The 21275-nt window shown below is 68.5% G+C and carries 21 protein-coding genes; 9 read left to right on the top strand and 12 right to left on the bottom strand.

The genetic code is table 11. The annotated features are described in order from the left end of the window. Nucleotides 1-395: 395 nt before the first annotated feature. Nucleotides 396-1250, bottom strand: a complete 855-nt coding sequence (locus ACFWMR_RS35665) for a hypothetical protein (protein WP_378381575.1) — start codon at nucleotides 1248-1250, stop codon at nucleotides 396-398. 136 nt (nucleotides 1251-1386) lie between these two features. Here ACFWMR_RS35665 and ACFWMR_RS35660 point away from each other — a divergent pair, with 136 nt between their 5' ends. The 4 genes from ACFWMR_RS35660 (at nucleotide 1387) to ACFWMR_RS35645 (ending at nucleotide 4654) form a co-directional block, all read left to right on the top strand. Further along, nucleotides 1387-2520 (top strand): metallophosphoesterase, encoded by a 1134-nt coding sequence (locus ACFWMR_RS35660; RefSeq protein WP_378381574.1) that lies wholly within the window; start codon nucleotides 1387-1389, stop codon nucleotides 2518-2520. Between the two features lie 124 nt (nucleotides 2521-2644). Then, nucleotides 2645-3289 (top strand): DUF998 domain-containing protein, encoded by a 645-nt coding sequence (locus ACFWMR_RS35655; RefSeq protein WP_378381573.1) that lies wholly within the window; start codon nucleotides 2645-2647, stop codon nucleotides 3287-3289. A gap of 23 nt (nucleotides 3290-3312) precedes the next feature. After that, nucleotides 3313-4113: an alpha/beta fold hydrolase gene (locus tag ACFWMR_RS35650; RefSeq protein ID WP_378381572.1), complete on the top strand. Its 801-nt coding sequence runs from the start codon at nucleotides 3313-3315 to the stop codon at nucleotides 4111-4113. A gap of 10 nt (nucleotides 4114-4123) precedes the next feature. Next, complete coding sequence (locus tag ACFWMR_RS35645; protein ID WP_378381571.1) at nucleotides 4124-4654, top strand: O-acetyl-ADP-ribose deacetylase; 531 nt, start codon at nucleotides 4124-4126, stop codon at nucleotides 4652-4654. 357 nt (nucleotides 4655-5011) lie between these two features. Here ACFWMR_RS35645 and ACFWMR_RS35640 read toward each other — a convergent pair whose 3' ends face one another. From ACFWMR_RS35640 to ACFWMR_RS35630, 3 genes are all read right to left on the bottom strand, one after another. After that, entirely contained in the window at nucleotides 5012-5995 is a 984-nt protein-coding gene (locus ACFWMR_RS35640; protein ID WP_378381570.1) for a TolB family protein, read from the bottom strand. After that, on the bottom strand, nucleotides 5992-7236 hold the full coding sequence (locus tag ACFWMR_RS35635) for an MFS transporter (RefSeq protein ID WP_378280406.1): 1245 nt from the start codon (nucleotides 7234-7236) through the stop codon (nucleotides 5992-5994). The genes ACFWMR_RS35640 and ACFWMR_RS35635 overlap by 4 nt, the downstream gene beginning before the upstream one ends. A gap of 75 nt (nucleotides 7237-7311) precedes the next feature. Further along, nucleotides 7312-8901 carry a discoidin domain-containing protein gene (locus ACFWMR_RS35630; protein WP_378381569.1) on the bottom strand — a complete coding sequence of 530 codons (1590 nt, stop codon included), beginning with the start codon at nucleotides 8899-8901 and terminating at the stop codon, nucleotides 7312-7314. Between the two features lie 148 nt (nucleotides 8902-9049). On the opposite strand from ACFWMR_RS35630, the gene ACFWMR_RS35625 reads away from it, so the two are divergent. Continuing rightward, on the top strand, nucleotides 9050-9694 hold the full coding sequence (locus ACFWMR_RS35625; protein WP_378279794.1) for an HAD family hydrolase: 645 nt from the start codon (nucleotides 9050-9052) through the stop codon (nucleotides 9692-9694). Nucleotides 9695-9856: 162 nt separating this feature from the next. Here ACFWMR_RS35625 and ACFWMR_RS35620 read toward each other — a convergent pair whose 3' ends face one another. After that, complete coding sequence (locus ACFWMR_RS35620; protein WP_378381568.1) at nucleotides 9857-10324, bottom strand: NUDIX domain-containing protein; 468 nt, start codon at nucleotides 10322-10324, stop codon at nucleotides 9857-9859. A gap of 141 nt (nucleotides 10325-10465) precedes the next feature. Between ACFWMR_RS35620 and ACFWMR_RS35615 the strand changes: the two genes are divergently transcribed. Then, the gene (locus ACFWMR_RS35615; RefSeq protein WP_378381567.1) at nucleotides 10466-10915 is read left to right on the top strand and encodes a DoxX family protein; all 450 of its coding nucleotides are present in this window, start codon (nucleotides 10466-10468) and stop codon (nucleotides 10913-10915) included. A gap of 195 nt (nucleotides 10916-11110) precedes the next feature. Next, the gene (locus tag ACFWMR_RS35610) at nucleotides 11111-11539 is read left to right on the top strand and encodes a DoxX family protein (protein WP_378279788.1); all 429 of its coding nucleotides are present in this window, start codon (nucleotides 11111-11113) and stop codon (nucleotides 11537-11539) included. A gap of 88 nt (nucleotides 11540-11627) precedes the next feature. On the opposite strand, the gene ACFWMR_RS35605 is transcribed toward ACFWMR_RS35610, so the two are convergent. The 7 genes from ACFWMR_RS35605 to ACFWMR_RS35575 all read right to left on the bottom strand — a co-directional run bounded on the left by ACFWMR_RS35605 (nucleotide 11628) and on the right by ACFWMR_RS35575 (nucleotide 18381). Continuing rightward, nucleotides 11628-12233 carry a GTP-binding protein gene (locus ACFWMR_RS35605; protein ID WP_364215428.1) on the bottom strand — a complete coding sequence of 202 codons (606 nt, stop codon included), beginning with the start codon at nucleotides 12231-12233 and terminating at the stop codon, nucleotides 11628-11630. After that, entirely contained in the window at nucleotides 12214-12585 is a 372-nt protein-coding gene (locus ACFWMR_RS35600; RefSeq protein WP_364215425.1) for a DUF742 domain-containing protein, read from the bottom strand. The genes ACFWMR_RS35605 and ACFWMR_RS35600 overlap by 20 nt, the downstream gene beginning before the upstream one ends. Beyond that, nucleotides 12582-12992 (bottom strand): roadblock/LC7 domain-containing protein, encoded by a 411-nt coding sequence (locus ACFWMR_RS35595; protein WP_020631067.1) that lies wholly within the window; start codon nucleotides 12990-12992, stop codon nucleotides 12582-12584. The genes ACFWMR_RS35600 and ACFWMR_RS35595 overlap by 4 nt, the downstream gene beginning before the upstream one ends. Continuing rightward, nucleotides 12993-15506 carry a sensor histidine kinase gene (locus ACFWMR_RS35590; protein WP_378381566.1) on the bottom strand — a complete coding sequence of 838 codons (2514 nt, stop codon included), beginning with the start codon at nucleotides 15504-15506 and terminating at the stop codon, nucleotides 12993-12995. Nucleotides 15507-15901: 395 nt separating this feature from the next. After that, nucleotides 15902-16231, bottom strand: coding sequence for a hypothetical protein (locus ACFWMR_RS35585; protein ID WP_378381565.1), 330 nt, complete (start codon nucleotides 16229-16231; stop codon nucleotides 15902-15904). Nucleotides 16232-16568: 337 nt separating this feature from the next. Then, nucleotides 16569-17750 carry a kynureninase gene (gene kynU / locus ACFWMR_RS35580; protein ID WP_378381564.1) on the bottom strand — a complete coding sequence of 394 codons (1182 nt, stop codon included), beginning with the start codon at nucleotides 17748-17750 and terminating at the stop codon, nucleotides 16569-16571. Further along, complete coding sequence (locus ACFWMR_RS35575) at nucleotides 17734-18381, bottom strand: transcriptional regulator (RefSeq protein WP_378381563.1); 648 nt, start codon at nucleotides 18379-18381, stop codon at nucleotides 17734-17736. Before ACFWMR_RS35575 ends, kynU begins: the two co-directional genes overlap by 17 nt. A gap of 149 nt (nucleotides 18382-18530) precedes the next feature. Here ACFWMR_RS35575 and ACFWMR_RS35570 point away from each other — a divergent pair, with 149 nt between their 5' ends. Together ACFWMR_RS35570 and ACFWMR_RS35565 are read left to right on the top strand one after the other, a co-directional pair. After that, nucleotides 18531-20399 (top strand): AMP-dependent synthetase/ligase, encoded by a 1869-nt coding sequence (locus tag ACFWMR_RS35570; protein ID WP_378381562.1) that lies wholly within the window; start codon nucleotides 18531-18533, stop codon nucleotides 20397-20399. Nucleotides 20400-20505: 106 nt separating this feature from the next. Continuing rightward, nucleotides 20506-21162 carry a maleylpyruvate isomerase N-terminal domain-containing protein gene (locus ACFWMR_RS35565; RefSeq protein ID WP_378381561.1) on the top strand — a complete coding sequence of 219 codons (657 nt, stop codon included), beginning with the start codon at nucleotides 20506-20508 and terminating at the stop codon, nucleotides 21160-21162. Nucleotides 21163-21275 lie beyond the last annotated feature (113 nt).

Genomic DNA, 21275 nt, shown 5'->3' with positions numbered 1-21275 from the left:
ACCCCCACCAACCAGACCACAGTGGACACACCGGATGAGACGACCGGCAACCCACCCTGCCCACCACCCCACCACAAGATCAACAAGCCCCACCAGGATCACCTAACAAACACACCGGTGGATCCAGGTTGAACGTCCCTATTCCCACACACCCCTCACCCAGAGCGACACTTTCGCGCCCTTACCGACCACATCGACTGGACACCTCGCCTTGGCTCCCTATAGGACACGAATTCGCCACTCATGCCCTCAGCCCGGCGCGGCTTGGTGGTTCGGCATGCCGACGAGCGAGTGTGAAACCCGCAAAACCGTGCGAACCATCCGAGCCGGGCACTCTCCTCAGCATTCCGTCATGAGGGGTCCCCATGGGACGAATTCCGTCCTATGGGGACCCCTCATGACACCCGGGACCGCCGCCGAACCGCTTCACGAGCGGCCACCGCACCACTCAGCCCCAGCACCCCCAAAGCCACCCCCGAGGTCACCGTCTCCACCGGCGACGCCGCCAGTGGCGAAACCCCGGTCACCGACTCCACCCCCACCACCGCGGTCAGCACGGCGTAAGCACCGATCGCCACCCACACCAGCCGCACGCGCCGCTGTTCCGTCCAGTCCGCGAACCGCAGCAGCCAGGCGAGCCCCGGCACGATGAGGATCGCGTGCATCGCCACCGCGTGCAGCGGCTTCAGCGCGCCGGCCGTCGTGTACGCGGCCTGCGGATTCCCGCCCCGCGCCTCGACGACACCGCTCGCGATCATCGCCGCGCCCGCCCCCAGCGCCACCAGCAGCGCGACGAAGCCGAACCGCACCGCGAGGCGCATGCTCGGCGTCGTCTCCCCTTCGCCGCGCATCGCCGCCGCGGTGAACGAGACCGCCGTCAGGATGAGGACGCCACCGCCCGCCGCGAGCGTCGTCGACACCGCGTTGTCGAAACCGGTCTCGAAGTTGAAATGCGACGGCACCCCGCGCCAGGCCTGCATGCTCACCAGCACCGTCTCGACGACACTCGCCCCGGTGAAAACGCCGAGCAGGACGTTCCGCACGCGCGGCCGCACCGCCACGTACGACGTCGCCCACGCGACGGTGGCCAGCGTCAGCCCGAACGACCACCCGAAGGTGACCGCTTTCCGCATCGAGAGCGGCCCGGTCCACGAACCGCCGGACGCGATCAGCACGACCGCGTGCACGAGACCACTCAGAAACAGCAGCGCCCCGGTCACGTAGGCGACGCGCTCGATCGTCCGAATCATGCCGTCGAGTGTCTGCCGGCACTCGAAGGAAAGCGTCGGCCGTGAAGCGACACCTCGGCTACGCCCGTTTACGTACCTGAGAGCCCCTCAGCGAAGACCGCGGTAGAGACCGACGGTCTGTTAGCCTGACGTCATCATGCCTCGCATCCTCGCCCGCGTCGCCGCGCTGATCGTCGTTCTCGCCCTCCTGTTCGGAGTGCCGTGGTGGACGATCGTCGGCTCCCCCGAACTCCCGGCCGCGCTCGAAGTCCTCGGCACGATCGTGTTCGCCGCGGCGGCCCTCGTCGTGCCCGCGTGCATGATCCTCGGCCACGGCCCGTGGCAGCGCGATCTCGCGGCGAAGATCGGCGACCTCTCCCTCGGGTTGATCTGGCTGCTGTTCTCGTTGTCGGTACTCGGGAACGTGCTACGGCTCGTGCTTTCGGTGTCCGGAGTGGACGGTGCGGCGGGGATCGTGTCCGGTGTCGTCTTGGCCGCCTTCGTGGCGCTGGCGGCATACGGGATGGCCGAAGCCCGGCGCGTGCCGCGGCTCAAGGAGCTCGACGTCGTGCTCCCCCGCCTCGGCGCGGGGCTCGACGGTCTCCGTTTCGCGATCATCACCGACACCCACTTCGGCCCGCTGAACCGGACGAAGTGGTCGGAGAAGGTCGTCGAGGTGGTGAACGAACTCGACGCCGACGTCGTGGCCCACGCGGGTGACCTCGCCGACGGTTCCGTCGCCAAGCGCGCACAGCAGGTCGCGCCGCTCGGGAAGGTGCGCGCGAAGCTCGGCAAGTTCTACATCACCGGCAACCACGAGTACTTCGGCGAGGCGCAGGCCTGGCTCGACCACATGCGCGACCTCGGCTGGGAACCGCTGCACAACCGGCACCTGCCGGTCTCCCAGGGCGGGGACACGCTCGTCTTCGCAGGCATCGACGACCCGACCGGCGCCGCCTCCGGCCTGCCCGGCCACGGTCCGGACCTGCCCGCCGCGCTCGACGGCGTCGCCGCGAGCACCCCGGTCGTCCTGCTCGCCCACCAGCCGAAGCAGGTCAAGCAGGCCGCCGAGGCGGGCATCGACCTCCAGATCTCCGGGCACACCCACGGCGGCCAGATCTGGCCGTTCCACCTCCTGGTCCGGCTCGACCAGCCCGTCCTGGCCGGGCTTTCGCGCCACGGCGAGCGCACGCAGCTCTACACGAGCCGCGGCACCGGCTTCTGGGGACCGCCGCTGCGCGTCTTCGCGCCGAGCGAGATCACGCTCCTGACCTTGCGAAACGGCAAGTAGTCGACTGGTTGCGACGCCTTCGGGCATCGCGACGGCCATCACCGACAAATTTTTTTGTCTTGACAATCAGAGCGTTCGGAGCGAGAGTTGTGCCCATCGAACCCCGCTCCGAAAGGCCGAGACGATGACCATCGCCGCCACCCGAACCACCACCGCCGTTCCAGCCCGCGCCCTGCTCGCCGCCGGCGCGGTGTCAGGCCCGGTGTACTTCCTGGTTTCCCTCACGCAGGCCGCCGTCCGCGACGGTTTCGACGTGACGAAGCACCCGGCGAGCATGCTGAGCAACGGCGACGCGGGCTGGATCCAGGTGACGAACTTCCTGGTCACCGGCGTCCTGATGATCGCGGGCGCGATCGGGTTGAGCCGGACGCTGGAACCGGGCAGAGGCAGCACCTGGGGCCCACGACTGCTGGGCGTCTTCGGTGTCAGCCTGCTCTTCGCCGCGGTCTTCAAAGCCGACCCCGGTAACGGCTTCCCGGTCGGCACCGGCCCGGCCACCATCAGCACCGCCGGGGTCCTGCACATGGCCGCCGGTTCGGTCGGCTTCCTCTCGCTGATCGTCGCGACCTTCGTGTTCGCGAGCCGCTTCTCCCGCGAGGGCCACCGCGGCTGGGCCGTCTACTCCCGCGCCACCGGCATCGCGTTCTTCGTTTCTTTCGCCGGGATCAGCTCCGGCAACGCGAACGCCGTCGTGATGCTCGCCTTCTGGGCCACCGTGTTGCTGGCCTGGGGCTGGGTCACCGCCTTGATCGTCCGCTCCGCCCGCTAGACAAACCGAGGAGAATTCCCGCCATGAGCACCGTGACCTCGCAAGACGGCACCACCATCGCCTACACTCGCACCGGCTCCGGCCCCGCCGTCATCCTGGTCGACGGCGCGATGTGCCACCGCGAGTTCGGCCCGGCGGCGCCGCTGGCCGCCGAACTGGCCCCGCACTTCACCGTCTACACCTACGACCGCCGCGGCCGCGGCGAAAGCGGTGACACCGAGCCGTTCTCCGTGGCCCGCGAAGTCGAGGACCTCGCGGCACTGATCAAGGAGGCCGGTGGGACCGCCCACGTCTACGGGATCTCGTCCGGTGCCGCGCTCGCCCTCGAAGCCGCGAAAGCCGGGCTGCCGATCACGAAACTCGCGGTCTACGAATTCCCGCTGGTCGTCGACGACACCCGTCCGCCGGTCCCGGCCGACTACACCGAACGGCTGGACACGGCCATCGCCACCGGGAAGCCAGGTACCGCCATCAAGACCTTCATGCGCGACGGCGTCCGCGTCCCGGCGCCGGTCGTGTTCATGATGCGGCTCATGCCGGCCTGGCCGAAGCTGAAGAAGGTCGCGCCGACCCTGCGCTACGACGCCGCGTTGTTCGACGGCGGCCTGCAAAGCGGCAACCCGCTGCCCGAGGGCCGGTGGGCGAGCGTCTCCGTGCCGACGCTGGTCATGGACGGCGGCAAGAGCCCCGCGTGGATGCGCAATGGTGTGGCCGCCCTGGCGAAAGCGGTCCCCGGCGCCGAGCACCGGACGATCGAGGGCCAGACCCATATGCTCAAGCCCAAGGCGGTGGCCCCGGTGCTGATCGACTACTTCAACGGCTGACGGAGCGATCATGAGGATCGAATTGGTCGAAGGCGACATCACCGAACAGCGGGTCGACGTCGTGGTCAACGCCGCGAACTCGTCCCTGCTCGGCGGGGGCGGGGTGGACGGCGCGATCCATCGCCGCGGCGGACCGGAGATCCTCGTCGAATGCCGGGCCCTGCGCGCGGGGCACTACGGCAAGGGACTGAAGACCGGAGAGGCGGTCGCCACCACGGCGGGCCGCCTTCCGGCGCGCTGGGTGGTGCACACCGTCGGGCCGGTGTGGTCCGACTCGGAAGACCGCTCCGCACTGCTCGCCAACTGCCACCGCAACTCGCTGCACGTGGCCGCCGATCTCGGCGCGCACACCGTGGCCTTCCCCGCGATCTCGACCGGGATCTACCGGTGGCCGGTCGAATCCGCGGCGGAGATCGCCCTCGAAACCGTGATCGGCACCCTTTCGGCCGGGTCGTGCTCGGTGGAACTGGTGCGCTTCGTGCTGTTCGGGACGGCGGCCTACGACGTGTTCCGGGAGCAGGCGGACGCGCTGGGCGTGTAGCCGCTCACCCCGGCGACCCGAAGACTCAACTCGCGTGCTCAACCCCGAAACTCACGTGCTTGCCCCCGTAACTCACGTGCTTGGAGGCGGAACTCGCGTGCTTGAACCCGTAACTCACGTGCTTGGAGGCGGAACTCGCGTGCTTGAACCCGTAACTCACGTGTTTGGAGGCGGAACTCGCGTGACTGGACGGACGACTCGCGGCAGGGCCCGGTCACACGAGTTCCGCCTCTGATCACGCGAGTCACGTCTCCGATCACGCGAGTCACGGGTTCAAGCACGCGAGTCACGTCTCTGATCACGTGAGTCACGGGGTTGAACTCGTGAGATCGTTGCTCGCGACAGGACCCGGCCCGGCTACAGGCCCGCCGGCGAGGAACCCCGCGTCACCAGTTCCCGAGCCGCCCCGCTCCCATCGGCCGGAACAGCCCAGATCCCCGACTCCACCCCGTAGGCCACGGTCCGGTCGTCGAGCCAGGCGGCCTGGTCGTCCACGCTCCGCGTCTCGGCCAGCATCGTCTCCTTACCGGACGCCAGATCGAGGACAGCCAGCCGCCAAGGCGCCGCGAGATCGGCGGAAACCCGTTTCTTGAAGGCGATCCGCTTCCCGTCCGGCGAAAGCGACGGACACTCGACGTTCTCGCGGATCATGTTCGCGACGAGCTTCTCGTAGTCCGCCTCGACGAGGTAGGTCTTCCCCTTCGTCCCCACGGTCGCGTAGAACTTCTTGCCGTCGTCGGCGAAGGTGATCCCCCAGTAGTTCACGTCGGACGAGTAGTACCGCTTGCCGTCGAGCAGGAGCGTCATCTCCTCGATGCTCTTCGTCAGTTTCCCGGTCGTCAGGTTGAAGATGCCCGCCCTGGTCGAAAACCCGGTCTCCGCGTAGGAATCCCCATTGACGAACAGCGTCCAGTAGGCGAGCTTGCCGTCCGGCGAGACCCGGCCGCGGCTGGGGGTGCCGGGCAGTTCGATCCGGCGGATCTCGTTGAGGTCCTTGTCCAGCACGATGACGTCGGTCATCGGCGGCAGCACTCCCGGCTGCGCGGCCAGGCACAACGCGGTCCCCGCCGAGGTGGCGAACCGGTCGCAGCTGAGGCCGGACACCTTCCGGGGTTCGCCGGGCCGGTCGGCCGGGACGGTGGCCAGCCGCCCGAAATCGGGGCCTTCGGCGATGTTGCGGAACAGCAGTTGCCCCTTCGCCTGCACCGAAACCGGCTGCCCGGTCACGACGGCGACGGAGTTGACCTCCGGCCCGCGGTCCCGCGAGTAGACGCCGTAGCCGACGGCCGCCGCGATCAGGACGACGACCGCCGCCACCACGCCCAGGATCCGCGCCCTCATGCGTAAGTCCTCAAAGGACGGAGTACAGCGGCCGCCACGACCACGACGGCCAGCGCGCCCGCGGCGACCAAGACCGCGGCGTGCAGGTCCCAGGTGGTCCAGGCGAGTCCGAAAAGGACGGACGCGAGCATCCGCGTCGTCGCCTGCCCGGTCTGCACCAGCGCCAGCCCACTCGCCCGCTGGTGCTCGGGCAGCAGCGGCCCGGCGGCGGCCATCAGGACGCCGTCGGTGGCGGCGTAGAAGACACCGTGCAGCACCAGCGCCAGCACCGCGAGGATGCCGCCGTCGACCGGTCCGAGCAGCGCCAGCAGCGCGACGACCAGCGCGACGTGCCCACCTAGGAACACCTTCCAGCGGCCGATCCGGTCCGAAAGCCTGCCGAACGGAACGGCGAGCAGCAGATAGACGCCGGCGGTTCCCAGCGGCAGCAAGGGGAAGAAGACCGCGCCGAGGTCCCAACGGCGCTGCAGAACCAGATAGAGGAACGAATCACTGAGGGTGACCAGGCCCAGCAGGGCCGCCCAGACGCAGATCCGGCGGAACGACGCCTGGCGGATCAGCCCGGCGGTCTCCCGCAGCGAGACCTTGGGCCGCTCGGCCCTCGGCGTCGGCTGGTGGTCCTTGACCAGCACCAGCAGGATGATCACGCCGATCGCGGCGACGCAGAAGCTGGTGAAGAACACCGAGTCGTAGCTGCCGAGGCTGAGCCACAGCACCGCCATCGCGACCAGCGGGCCGAGGAAGGCGCCGAAGGTGTCCATCGCGCGGTGCACGCCGAAAGCGCGGCCGAGGTGTTCGGGATCGCTGCTCAAGGTGATCAGCGCGTCCCGCGGCGCGGTCCGGACGCCCTTTCCGGTGCGGTCGGCCGCCAGGACGGCGCCGATCGCCACGGTGGACGAACCCGCCAGCATCAGGCCGATCTTGCCCAGTGCCGAGAGCCCGTAACCGAAGCAGGCGACGGCTTTGAGCCGCTGCCAGCGGTCCGCGAGATGCCCGCCGACCAGCCGGACGACGGCGGTGACACCGGAGTAGAGGCCGTCGAGCACGCCGAACTGCAGCGGGCTCAGGCCGAGACCGAGGACGAGGTAGAGCGGCAGGACGGCGGTCACCATCTCCGAGGAGATGTCGGTGACCAGGCTGACCAGGCCGAGCGCGACGACGTTCCCGGTGACCGCGCGTTTCACGCCGCTCTTGGGAACTTCCGCCGCGGTGTCCGCTCCCCTACTGGTGGCTATGTACATGGGGGACCTCCAGCGCCGTGAGGAGGTGCCGGGTCGCGGTGCACACGGCCGCGACCCGGCACCTGATCGCGAGGATCAGTGGCAGGTGTAGGTGGGAGAGGAATCGATGGTCTTGCCGTCGAGACCGATCATCTGGGTCGAGAAGGCGTTGTCCGACATGTTCAGCTTGAGCACGCCGTAGGTCGAGATCGCCTTCGCGGTGGCCGGGTGTTCGGTCTTGACCGGGTAGAGGGTCGCCCCGCCGCCACCGCCGATGATCTGCACCGGGCCGGCCGGATCCTTGTCACCGTCGGCGTTCTGCGGGTAGAAGCGCTCGTAGTGGTGGTCGTGCCCGTTGAGCACGAGGTCGACCTTGTTTCCGACCATGGTCTCCCAGAGGGTGGCCATCTTGTCGTTGTCACCGTGGTCGCCCGAGGTGTAGCGCGGGTGGTGGTAGTACGCGGCGACGCAGGGCTTGGTGTTGTTCTTCAGGTCCTGCTTGATCCAGTTCAGCTGCTCGTCGCTGACCGCGCTCGCGGCGAGACCGGGCGAGAACTCCGTGCTGTCGATGGCGACGAAGTGCCAGTTGCCCATTTCCCAGCTGTAGTAGGTCTTCCCGTTCGGCGTCGCGATCTTGCCGAAGTACTTCTTGTAGGCGCCCAGCGGGGTGTCGTCGTAGGTCTCGTGGTTGCCCGGGATCGGGTGCATGATGCTCTTGTACTTGCCCCAGGTCTTGTCGAAGTACTTCGTGAAGTCCTCGATGTGGGCGTCGTCGTACTGGTTGTCGCCCATGGTGATCACCGCGGCCGGGTTCATCTGGCCGACCAGGTTGGCGGTCTTCGGGTGGACACACGACGACGAGGACGCGGTGCACTGTTCCGCGATGTCACCGGAAGCCGCGAGCACGAACGACGAACCGCCGCCCGCTTGCGTGGTCGCCTGGATCGCGCCACTGGCGGCCGAGGTGTTGCCCGCGGCGTCCTTCGCCCGGACGCTGTAGGTGTACGCGGTCGCCGCGGTCAGGCCGGTGTCGGTGAAGGAAGCGCTTTCCGTGGTGCCGACGACTTGACCGTTCCGCAATACCTCGTACCCGGCGACGCCGACGTTGTCCGTCGACGCGGTCCACGTCAGGTCCACTGTGGACGCGGTGATCGAACCGGCCTTGAGGTTCGCGGGCGCGGTGGGCGCCTGCGTGTCACCGGAGGAGTCCGACGTTCCGTAGACCTGCATCTCCCAGAGGGAGTAGCCGTAACTGGTGGCACGCTTGGTCCCGACGAGACGCAGGTAGCGACCCTTGCCGGACAAGCCGGTGAGGTCGTCGGTGCCACCGTTCCCGTTGGTGACGGACTTGATGGAGGTCCACGACGAGCCGTCGTTGGAGACTTCCAGCCTGTACGCGGTGGCGTACGCGGCTTCCCAGTTCAGCTTGACCCGGTTGACGGCGGACGGGCCGCCCAGATCGACGCGGATGAACTGCGGGTCGGCGCCTTCGGCACTCGCCCAGCGGGTGGTGGTCTTCCCGTCGACGGCCAGCGCGCCGCCGTAGGAAGACGACTCCACCGAGGAGACGATGACGGGTTTACCTTGGGACAGAAGGACATCAGCGGCTTGCGCGTTACCGCTGAGCAGCGTCGGCAACAGGATGACGGCCGCGCCTAGTGGCAGTAGTCGGGTTCGGGCCTTCACATCGATCTCCCCGGGAATCCGTGGCGGCGGGTTGAGAGGGACAGGTGCGCGGCGTTCACTTCGAGTACACTTGTTCGTTTGGTAACTTTCCTAACGAATGCGTACGGTAATCCGTGCCACTCAGCGAGTCAAGACGTAGACTCGTCCCATGACCGGCGCCTTGATCTTCGACTTCGACGGAACGCTGGTCGACACCGAGGCGGCCGTCCTCGTGGCCTGGCAGGAGACTTTCCGCGAGCGCGGCGGCGAACTCCCCCTCGACGTCTGGCACACCGTGATCGGCACGCAGAACACCGCGATCGCGATGTTCGAACTGCTGGAGAAGAACGACGAGAACCTCGACCGGATCGCGGTCCGCACCGGCGTCCGCGCCCGGGTCACCGAACTGCTGGAATCCGAGGGACCGCGTCCCGGCGTCCAGGAGTACCTCGACGACGCGAGGGAGCAGGGCCTGCGGCTGGCCATCGCGTCCAGTTCGACCGGCGACTGGGTCTCCACGCATCTGAACCGGCTGGGCCTCGCGGACGCGTTCGAGGCCGTCCTCACCGGCGACCTCCATCAGGCCAAGCCGAGCCCGGACCTCTACCTGGCCGCGCTCGCCGCGCTGGACCTGCCCGCGGCCGAGGCGATCGCGTTCGAGGACTCGCCGCACGGCGTCACCGCGGCGAAGGCGGCCGGGCTGAAGTGTGTCGCGGTGCCGAACCCGATCACCGCAGTGCTGAACTTCGACCACGCCGATCTCGTCCTGGGGTCGCTGGCCGACAAACCACTGGGCGAACTACTCGGTCCGTGAAGGCCTCCGACCGAAGTACATGAGGGCCCCCTTCCTTGCGCCTGGCGCAAGGAAGGGGGCCTTCATGTACTTCAGGCGAGCAAGTGCCGGGACACTCGACGTCCCCGTCACCTCACCGCGCGCCGGCACGAGCCGCACCCGGCATCAACCGGAGCGAGTTGCTCAGCCGTTGAGCAGCCCACCCAGTCGGACCAGGAACGGCCGCTGGCCCTTCAGTAGCTTCTCCTCCGCTTCGGCGAGCCCGAACCAGGCGACCCTGTCGACCTCCGGGAACTCCTGCGTCCGCCCCGACCGCGGCGGCCACTCCATCTCGAAGGTGCCCGGGGCGACCTGGGCCGGGTCGAGGTCACCCTCCACCGCCCAGACCGTCACGACCTTGCCGCCGGACTGCTTCACCTCGCCGAGCGGGCGGTAGTCACCTTCCGGCGCCGGCAGCCCCAGTTCCTCCTGGAACTCGCGCCGTGCCGCGGCCTCCGGCGTCTCGTCCGGCTCGTACTCGCCCTTGGGCACCGACCAGCCGCCCGCGTCCTTCTTCGCCCAGAACGGCCCGCCCATATGCCCGAGCAGCACCTCGGTCGCCTCGCCCGACCTGCGGAAGAGCAGGATCCCGGCACTCGTCTTACCCGCCATGACGTCCAGTCTGACGCTGCTCCGAACGGGTGATGTGACCGGCCCGCGAAAAAAGTTTCCGCTCGCATGTCGATTGACGCCGAGCCCGTCCGACGCATGGGCAGAAGCAACCAGACAGAACTTCCCGGAAGGACCGGAACCATGACGCACACCATCACCCCCGCCGAGACCACCGCCACCACGACCGCCGCCACCCCGCGCGCCACCAAGGTCCAGGGCGCGAGCCAGTCGGCCGTCCGGGTCGTCGTCTCGTTCCTCTTCCTCTGCCACGGCTTGCAGGGATTCGGCTTCTTCGGTGGCGTCGACGGCGCGGGCGGCGCCGTCGAGCTCGGCTCCTGGCCCGGCTGGTACGGCAGCGTGATCGAGGTCGTCGGCGCCGCGCTGGTCCTGGTGGGCCTGTTCACCCGCCCGGTCGCCGTGCTGCTCTCCGGCGTCATGGCCTACGCCTACTTCACCGTCCACGCGCCGGAAGGTGTGCTGCCGCTGCTGAACATGGGCGAGCTGTCGACCCTCTACTGCTGGATCTTCCTGCTGATCGCCGCGATCGGCCCGGGCACCTTCGCCCTCGACACACTTCGCCGCCGCCGCTGAACGCGAATCATAAAGGCCCCTTTCCTGGAATGATTCCAGGAAAGGGGCCTTTATCGCGTACCTGTCGATATCCTGTCAATAATTTCGGCCATACCACGGAATTACCCCCCGAAAGAAAGTTCCCTACAGATGGGGGTATCGGGCATCCTCTGTTGCATCAATGGTTTAGACCACCTTGAGCCGGAAGGATGCGTCATGACCCAGACAGCCACCGCCACGACCACCGAGGTCGGTTCGACCGCCCCGAAGTGGCAGGGACTGGCCCTGTCCGTCGTCCGCGTAGTGGTCTCGTTCTTGTTCCTCTGTCACGGATTGCAGAAGATGGGCCTGTTCGACAAGGCCGCCGTCCCCGTCGGCACCTGGCCGAGCTGGTACGCCGGAGTGATCGAGCTGGTCGGCTCGCTGCTGCTCCTGGCGGGTCTGTTCACCCGCCCGGTCGCGGTGCTGCTTTCGGGCACGATGGCGTACGCGTACTTCGTCGTACACCAGCCCGACGCGCTGTTGCCGTTGCAGAACAAGGGTGAGACGGCCGCCCTGTACTCCTGGATCTTCCTGCTGTTCGCGGTGGTCGGTCCGGGCACCTACGCGCTCGACACCCTGCGCCGCCGTCGTCGCGGAGCCTGAGCCCTCGGCCCCACCGATGCTATGAAGGACGCTTTCATTGCAAAATTTGCAATGAAAGCGTCCTTCATAGCGTTCCGGTACGGGAAGGTCAGCGACCCTGGGGCAGCCCGGCCGCCAGATCGGACAGCGCGAGCACGTGCTCCATCAGCACGGTCAGCACCTGCTTCGTCGAATCGCGTTCCCGCGCGTCGCACAGCAGCAGCGGGACGTCCATGCCGACGTCGAGCGCCTGCCGGACCTCCTCGGTCCCGTAGCGGTACGCGTTGTCGAAGCAGTTGACGGCGACGACGAACGGCAGTCCGCGGCGCTCGAAGAAGTCGACGGCCGCGAAGCAGCTGTCGAGCCGTCGGGTGTCGGCCAGCACGACGGCGCCGAGCGCGCCTTCGGCCAGTTCGTCCCACATGAACCAGAACCGGTCCTGTCCGGGCGTGCCGAACAGGTACAGGATCAGTTCGGGGTTGATGGTGATGCGGCCGAAGTCGAGGGCGACCGTGGTGGTCGTCTTCTTCTCCACACCGGTGAGGTCGTCGACGCCCTCGGACGCCGCGGTGATGACCTCCTCGGTGCGCAGCGGGGGAACCTCGCTGACCGAACCGACCATCGTGGTCTTACCGACCCCGAACCCGCCGGCGATGAGGACCTTGACCGCGTTCGCGGTCAAGGATCGCCGGGGCTCAGAGTTTCCGGATGCCATCAAGAACCGCCTGGAGTACGTGTTTGTTGGGAGTGTCGGTGACCGGGGTCGCGGTGCGGAACAGCACGAGGTTCTGTTCGATCAGGTCGCTCAGCAGCACCTTCACCACCGGCAACGGCAGATCGATGCGCGCGGCGACCTCCGCGACGGAGGTCGGTCTCTGGCACAGGTTGAGGATCCGCCCGTACTCCGGCTCGAAACCGGCGACCTCGTGCGCGGTGCGCATCGCGACCACCAGCGTGATCAGGTCGAGGCCGAGCGTGTCCGAACGGGTGCGCCCGCCCGTGACGGCGTACGACCGGACCAGCGGCCCGGCCTCCTCCTCGAACCACGACTCGTGCCGCCCGCTCATGGCGACAGAGGAGTCGCGGCGCGGGGCGCCGAAGTGAGTACCGCACCGACCCGCTTGACCATCAGGTTCATCTCGTAGGCCACGAGACCCATGTCCGCGTCCTCCTTGGCCAGCAGCGCGAGACAGGCACCGCGGCCCGCCGCGGTGACGAACAGGAAGGCGTGGTCCATCTCGACCATGGTCTGCCGGACGTTGCCGCCACCGAAGTGCCGTCCCGTGCCCCGCGCGAGGCTTTGGAACGCCGACGCGACCGCGGACAGGTGCTCCCCGTCCTGCTCCGACAGGTTGCCGGACCGTCCGATGAGCAGGCCGTCGGCGGACAGGACTACCGCCCTGTCGGCACCGCTGACACGCTTGACCAGGTCATCCAGCAACCAGTCGAGTTCACTGACTCCCGCGTTGGCCATCTAGTCACGATCTCCGTACATGTCGTGGTCGGTGTACTCGTCGGTGGGTTCGGTGTCCCGGCCACGGCGCGTTCCCTGCTGGAACGCGGCGAGGCGGTTCCTGGCCAGCTCGGGGGTGTCCTCGCGGACCTCCTCGCGCTGAGCGGCAGGCCGGTCCTCCATCAGCTGGGGGACCAGGTTCGCCTGACGTCGGCGCTGCGGCAGCGGTGGCCTGCCCGGCGCCTCGGGGCCGGGTCGCCGGGTCTGCGGCGGACGGCCGTCCTGCGGTCGGGTGTCGGCGGGCGGCCAGGCCGGCGGCTGCAAGGGCTGCACCGGTTGCGGCCGGGCCTCGGCACGCGCGGGCTCCGGGCGGATCGGCTCGGGCCTGGACGTGTCGAGCCGCGGCGTCTCGGGCCGGGGCACTCGCGGCTGACGCGAGGGCAGCGGCGGCAGCGTGCCACCGGACTGTTCCTGTTGCGACTGGGGAGCCACCGGCATCGGCACGGGCAGTTCGGGCCGCTCCGCGGGGAACTCGGTGCGGTGGCGGGCACGACGGCCCGGGAGCAGCGGTGCGGCGTCCGGCACCTCGGTGCTCTCGGGGTCCACCTCGTCCTCCTGCTCATCAGACGGGACCGGCGCGAGCAGGTCGGTGCGGACGAGCACGATGGCCCTGGTGCCGCCGTACGCGGACTCGCGCAGGTGCACGGAGATCCCGTGCCGCGCGGCGAGGCGCGCGACCACGAACAGGCCCAGCCGTGGCTCGGCTGACAAAGCCATGATGCCGAAATCCGGCGGATCGGCCAACATCGCGTTCAGCTCGGCCGCCTGTTCCGGCTCGATGCCGAGGCCCTGGTCCTCGACCTCGATCACGACGCCCTTGCCGACCACGTTGCCCCGCAGCTCGACGCGCGACTGCGGCGGCGAGAAGGAGGTCGCGTTGTCGATCAGCTCGGCGAGCAGGTGCACGAGGTCGCCGACGACCGGGCCCTGCACCGCGACCGCGGGCATCTTCGCCGTCTTCACCCTGGCGAAGTCCTCGGTCTCGGCCGAGGCGCCGCGGGTCAGCTCGGCCAGCGTCACCGGCTTGCGCCACTGACGGCCGGGCTGGCCACCACCGAGGATGATCAGGTTCTCCGCGTTGCGGCGGGCACGGGTGGAGAGGTGGTCCAGCTGGAAGAGCGTGTCCAGCTGTTCCGGGTCCTCCTGCTTGCGCTCGGCCTGGTCGAGCACCTTGAGCTGGCGGTGCACGATGACCTGGCTGCGGTGCGCGATGTTGAGGAACACCGTCTTGGTGCCTTCACGGGTCCTGGCCTCTTCGACGGCGGCCGCGATGGCGGTCTGCTGCGCCTTGTTGAAGGCCTCGGCGACCTGGCCGATCTCGTCGTCGCCGTGGTCGAGGAAGTGACCCTTGTCGTCGAGGTCGACGGGTTCGCCCGCCCGCACCCGGTCCACCAGTTCGGGCAGCCGGATCTCGGCGACGTCGAGGGTGTCCTCGCGCAGCCGGGCCAGCCTGCCGATGAGCCGGTTGGACAGTCGCAGGGCGACGATGAACACGCCGATGGCCACGAGCAGCGCGATGGCCGCCGCGATGGCCGAGGTGATCAGCGTCCGGTCGGCCTCGTCGACCGCCTGCGTCGTGGCCGTACCGCTCTGCTCGACGAAGCCGCGCATCATCGCGTCACTGACGCCGCGCGCGGCCTGGAGCCACGTCTGCTCGGGGATGGGGAGCGTGGCCTTGCTGTTCTGCAGGAAGGTGTTCTCGACCGTGTTGACGGCCTTCCACGGATCGCTCGCGACGAGTTGGTCGAACTTCGCCTTGACGTCCGGGATCATCCGCGAGACCGACGACTCCAGCTGAGAGCGGTACGAACCGACCTCGGTGATGTAGGCGCGGTAGGTCTCGTCGGTGAAGCCGCCGCCCGCGACGGCCGCGGCGGCGAGGGCGTTCGCGCGCTGCATCTGGTCGATCGCGGTGAACAGCGGGACCGCGGTGATCCGCTGGTAGGCGTTCTCGGCGTTCGGCGCGTCCTGCGCGAGACCGGTGAGGCCTTCGACGAACTGGTCGAGGATCTGGTTGTAGAAGGCGAAGGCGTCCAGCAGCGGCAGCTGGCCCGAGTCGGCCGACTGCCGGATCTGCGGCGACTTCTGGAGGAGCCCGTTGAGCGTGGCGATGTTGCGCTGCACGCTGTCCGGCGAGTCGCCGACGAACTTCTGCAAGTGGGCGGCGACGCCCTGGGCGGCCGCGTCGGTCTTGGCGCGCTGCTCGACGAGCGTGGCGTGCTGCGAACGGTCACCGGCGAGCTCGCGCAGCGTCAGGCGCCGCTCTTCCTGCACCTGGACGAAGAAGGGGAGGGAAGGCGCTTCCGAGTCACGGATCCGTTGCGCGTAGTCGCGACCGTTGACCGCGTCGGAGATCAGGTAGCCGCCGATCGCGAGACCGACGAGCATGAGCGCGATGCTCGGAATGAGCGCGATCGTCAGAACGCGCGAACGAATCGAAGAGCCGCGGCCTCGTCGAAGGGAAATCTGCTTCACCGTGGTCCGTTTTCCTTCCGGCAGTTATTGGTTTCGGGTCGCCGGGGATCTCATACCCGCGGGATCCGATAGCCGGATCAACACAGCGTGGTCCGCTCCGCCCGCGAAGACGCTAGGAGACCCAAACGGGTGAGTCAAGTCCGGACGCGAAGGGTAGTCGCGTATGGCCGTGACCAGCTGACGAGAGGCCGGTGGACCTCGAAAGTCCACCACGTGGACCCGGGGACCCCGACAAGTGACTCGCCAGTAGATCACCTGGCGGTTTATCGCAGGCAGCGGCTTGATCGACGCCCATCGGACTCGATCAAGTAACACCTCTCGGCGTTCGCGTCTCAGCCGAAAGGTCGACGAAAACTACTCGCCGTGACCTCGCTCACGCTTTCGGAGCAGGGACCTCACATACCGTTCGGTTTGCGAACGACATCACCACGGAGCAACGCCGTCGTAACGCCGTTCGAACCACGAAATCGAGAATTTCCGAAGCTTTTCGCCGCCGTTTCGGCGAAATGATCTTCCTCGCCGCGGCCCAGTTCGTCTTCGAGGAGCGCGTCCACCCTCCCGGACGCGTCGCGGAGCATCCGGACGCCCGCCCAGCACAACGTCGCCACCCCGCAGACCAGGATCACGACGAGCGCCGTCTCGACCGGATATCGCGAGCCGAATTCATTGAGCAGGAAACCGGAGACGACACCGCACACGGCGATGGCGGTATAGGTGAACGACACGATCCCCTCCTTCTCCAGGCGCCGTGGCCCGCGCCTTGCCGCTGAGACGGGCGACGCGGGTTTCCCTTACGCCACAGGGGAAGGATCTACGTCACACTCGCGGCGAGAGCGAACGTCGAGATTAACAGCGAATTCGCGAAGGATCTCCGTGTCTCCCCCACTGGGGCGAGGTGATCACCTATTTGCCACCGATTCCCGAATGAACTTCACCATTTTCGCGCGCGGGGGTGTCATGAGGGGTCCCCATAGGACGAATTCCGTCCCATGCGGACCCCTCATGACACCCACAGCAGAGAGGCAGAACGTTCGGTATGCCAAGAGCGGCCCCGCTCGGAGCTCAGCTCCGGAGGTCCCGAAGCGTCGTGACGGCGCGGAGCACCTCTCCGTAGGTGGTGTACAGCGGCGCCAACCCGAACCTCAGCACGTTGGGCGGGCGGAAGTCGCAGATCACGCCGCGCTCGGTCAAGGCGGCCATCGTCTCGGCCGCGTCGTCGTCGGCGACCGAGATCTGGTGCCCGCGATCGGTGCCCCGCGGGGTCGTGATCTTCGCGCCGTCGAGGAGCTCGTCCGCACACCTGAAGAAGAAGTCGCCGAGCGCGAGCCCCTTCTCTCGCAGTGCCGCCCGATCCACCCCGTCCCAGACGTCGAGGGCCGCGTCCAGCGCGAGCAGCGAAAGGATGTCGGGCGTGCCCGCGCGGCCTCGCGCGATCCCGGCGTGCGCCTCGTACGCGCCCCGCATCGCGAACGGATCGCGGTCGCCGGCCCAGCCCGCCAGCGGCTGGTCGAACCGGTCCAGCCACTTCGTTGCCACGTAAAGGAAAGCCGGCGCGCCCGGGCCACCGTTGAGGAACTTGTAGGTGCAGCCGACGGCGAGGTCCACGCCTGTCGCGTCCACTTCGACCGGGAGCGCGCCGACGCTGTGGCAGAGGTCCCAGAGCACCAGTGCCCCGGCTCGGTGCAGCGCCTCGGTCAGCGCGGCCATGTCGTGGGCTCGCCCGGTGACGTAATCGACGTGGTTGATCAGCGCGACAGCGGTCCGCTCGCTCACCTCGTCCGGCATGTCCTCGGCGACGACCCGGCGCACCGTGTGCCCGGTCAGGCGGGCGACCTCGTCGGCGATGTAGCCGTCGGTCGGGAACGTGTCCGCGTCGACGAGGATCTCGTCGCGCCCGGGGGCGATCCGGGTCGCGGCGACCAGTGTCTTGAAGAGGTTCACGCTGGTCGAATCCGCCACGACGACCTGCCCCGGCGCGGCGCCCACCAGCGGCGCGATCCGCTCACCGACCCGTACCGGCGCCTCCCACCAGCCCTCCGACCAGGAGCGGATGAGCCGTCCGCCCCATTCCTCGCGGACGACCGCGGCGATCCGTCCGGCCACGTGCTTCGGCGGCGCGCCCAGCGAGTTGCCGTCGAAATAGGCGACGTCCTCGTCGAGGTCGAATTCGTTTCGCTTGTGCGCCAAGGGATCGGCCGCGTCGAGTGCCGCGGCCTCGGCTACGAGGTCAGTCACGCCCGCCATCGTCGGCGAGTGTGTTCCAGAAGTCCAGTTCGTACGCCTGGAACAACCGCGCGTGGGTCCGGGCGTCCTTTTCGGACAGCCGCCCGGCGTCGAGCGCGGCCTGGACCGCTTCGACGGCCAGTTCTTCGAGCTCCGGCGACGGCGCGCCGAAGAAGTCGAAGAAGGCGCACGCCTCGTCGTCGAAGCCGTACCGCTCGCGCATCGCGGCGGCGATCGCGGCGCAGTACCGGCCGAAGGCGGCGAAGTTGGCGACGATCGCCACGATGACGTCCGCCGGTTCGCCGTTGAGCGCCAGCCAGGCGACGAACGCCGGATACGCCTGGCAGCCCGCGCGCGGTTCGAAGCCGGGCGGCTCCTCGGCGAGAGCCGGCAGCTTGCCGAGCGCGAGCCCCTCGCCCGAGGCCAGGGTCGCGAAGAACTCCCGCGCGTTCCGCTCCTGCGACCGCGACGCGAGGTGGAGGAAGCTGCGCCAATCGCTGCGGACGATCCGGTACTCCTCCGCGGCGATCGCGGCGAAGACCTCCCGTGGCGCTTCACCCGCCTCGACGGCCGGGACGAGCCGGTTGTCGTCGTCGTGGGACGCCAGTTCCGCCTGCACCGCGTCGATCAACTCACGTGCCGAACCGGTCATCGCCGAGGTTCCTCCTTGTTCGGTGCTGACGCGCTGAAAACGGAAAAGGTGGACATTTCGCGTAGCGCAACCGTGGCCGCGATTCTCTATCCACCACTGACCAGAGCCCTTACAGTGTGCCTGATCAGGCAGCATCGAGGAGGCCAGCGTTGACCAACCAGCCGACCGTCGCCGAGCAGATCGAAGGCCAGACCATCCCCGCCCTGCTTCACCGCAACGCCCAGGAGTTCGGTGACCTGCCGGCGGTCACGTCACTCGACATCGAGGGCAAGCCGACCCTGAGCTGGCGTGAGTTCCACACCGCCATCGCCGAGGTTTCGCGCGGGCTCGCCGGCCTCGGGGTCGGTACCCGCGACCGGGTGCTGATCATGGCGCCGAGCAGTCCCGAACACCTGATCGCCGACCTCGCCGCCGCCCATCTCGGCGCGATCCCCTGCACCGCGTACGCGACGCTCAGCCCGGAGCAGATCGGGTTCGTCGCCCGGCACAGCGCCGCCGGCGTCGTCGTACTCGCCGGTGCCGACGAGCTCGCCCGCTGGTCGCAGGTCCTCGACGACCTGCCCGCGCTGCGGCACGTCGTCCTGCTCGACGCGTCCGCGATCCCCGCGGACGACAAGCGGTTCCTGTCGTTCGCCGATCTGCGCGCGGCGGGCGCGGAGGCGCACGCGGCCGATCCGGCGGCGTTCGAGACCGCGTGGTCCGCGATCGGCCCGGACGACCCGCTGTCGATGATCTACACCTCCGGCACCACCGGCGAACCCAAGGGTGTCGTGCTGTCGCACCGCAACGCGATCCACGAGGCCAACGCGGTCATGCGGCTGCACGACTCGCCGATGCACGCCACGAACATCGCGTACCTGCCGCTCGCGCACATCGCCGAACGCGAACTGTCGATCTACATGCCGATCGTGTGGGCCGGGCACGTGCACACCGTCGGCGATCCGACCGCCGTCGTCGGCGCGCTGGGCCAGGTGCACCCTTTGAGCTTCTTCGGCGTCCCGCGGGTGTGGGAAAAGATGGTCGCGGGCCTGAAGAACCTGCTCGGCTCGCTGCCGGAGGACAAGCGGAACGGCCTGATCGCCGCGAACGAACTGCTGCAACAGGGCTACAAACTGCGCAGTGACGGCAAGGAGGTCCCGCCGGAGCTCGCGGAGAAGATCGCGCAGACCGACGCCGTCGCGCTCGCGCCCGTGCGGGCGATGCTGGGCCTGGACAAGATCGAGGTCGCCTCCAGCGGTGCCGCCGCGCTGCCGGTGGAGATCCTGTACTTCATCGCCGGGCTCGGCGTCGAGATCCAGGAGGTCTGGGGACTGTCCGAGACCACCGGCGCGGTCACCTCGAACACGCCGTCGGCGTTCAAGGCGGGTTCGGTCGGCCGCCCGCTGGAAGGCGTCGAGGTCAAGGTGGCCGAGGACGGCGAACTCCTCGTCCGCGGCCCGATCGTGTTCCTCGGCTACCTGCAGGAGGACGGCTCGATCAAACCGGACGTCGACGCCGACGGCTGGCTCGCCACCGGCGACATCGGGACGATCGACGAACGCGGCTTCGTCACGATCACCGACCGCAAGAAGGAACTGATCATCACTTCGAGCGGCAAGAACATCGCCCCGACGAAGATCGAAGGACTGCTCAAGGAACACCCGCTGATCGGGCAGGCCGTCGCGATCGGCGAGAAACGGCCGTACGTCACCGCGCTGATCGTCGTCGACGACGAGATCGCGCCGGGCTGGGCGACCGCGAACGGCATCGAACTCACCGAAGGCGAATCGCTCGCCGACAACGCGCAGGTGCGCGCGGAGATCGAGAAGGCCGTCGAGGCGGCGAACGCCCGGCTGGCGCGGATCGAGCAGATCAAGCGGTACCACGTCATCCCGAAGGCGTGGACGCCGGAAAGCGGCGAGGTGACCCCGACGCTGAAGCTGAAGCGGCGGATCATCAACGACCGGTACGCGCCGACGATCGCGGACCTCTACGCCGCTTCCGCCGCTCCGGACCCCGCCCCCGCCGCCGGTTCCTGAAGTACATGAAGGCCCCCTTCCTTGCGCCTAGGTACAGGAAGGGGGCCTTCATGTACTGGGCGGAAAGCGGTCGCGACCGGTGAGCCGGCGCTGCTAACTTGCGGCCGTGGATCTCTTCTCCCGCTCTTGGGCGGCGCTGCTCGCCGCCGTCGCCGAAACCCCCGACGAAGACTTCGCCAAACCGTCCGGCTGCGCCGGGTGGCTGGTGCAGGATCTGGTGTGTCACCTGGTGATCGACGCCCAGGACGTCCTGATCACCCTCGCGACCCCCGCCGAAACCCCGCCGACACGCGACGCCGTCTCCTACTGGGAGATCGCCGACACGCCGCCCACCGGCGAGGACGATCTCGACGCGCTGATCGTGCGGCTCGCCGCCGCCTACCGGGAACCGCGGCTGCTCAAGTTCCACCTCGACGACGTCGGTTCCGCCGCGGGCCGCGCCGCCGTCCTCGCCGACCCGGCGGCGCGGGTCGCCACCCGCGACATCGTCCTGTCCGCGGGTGACTTCCTGTCCGCGTACGTCCTGGAATGGACGCTGCACCACCTCGACCTCGTCGCGCATCTGCCGCACCTCGACGGGCCCGCCGCCGACAGCCTCGCGAGGACCAGGCAGATCCTGGAAGAACGCACCGGTGAGAAGTTCCCCGAGTCGTTCTCCGACACGGACGCGCTGCTGGTCGGCACCGGACGCCGCGAAGCGACCGACGGGGAGAAGGCCGCCCTCGGCGACCTCGCCACGAAGCTCCCCTTCGTCGTCGGCTAACGGACGACACGCGTGACTGAATGGACGACACGCGTGATCAGACGGCGAACACACGTGATCAGACATGGAACTCGCGTGCTCAGGGACGGGACTCGCGTGCTTGGGGACGGAAC

This window comes from Amycolatopsis thailandensis (assembly GCF_042723255.1).
Lineage (GTDB): Bacteria > Actinomycetota > Actinomycetes > Mycobacteriales > Pseudonocardiaceae > Amycolatopsis > Amycolatopsis thailandensis.
Note: the sequence above shows the minus strand (reverse complement) of the source record. Positions and strands in the feature narration are given on the sequence as shown.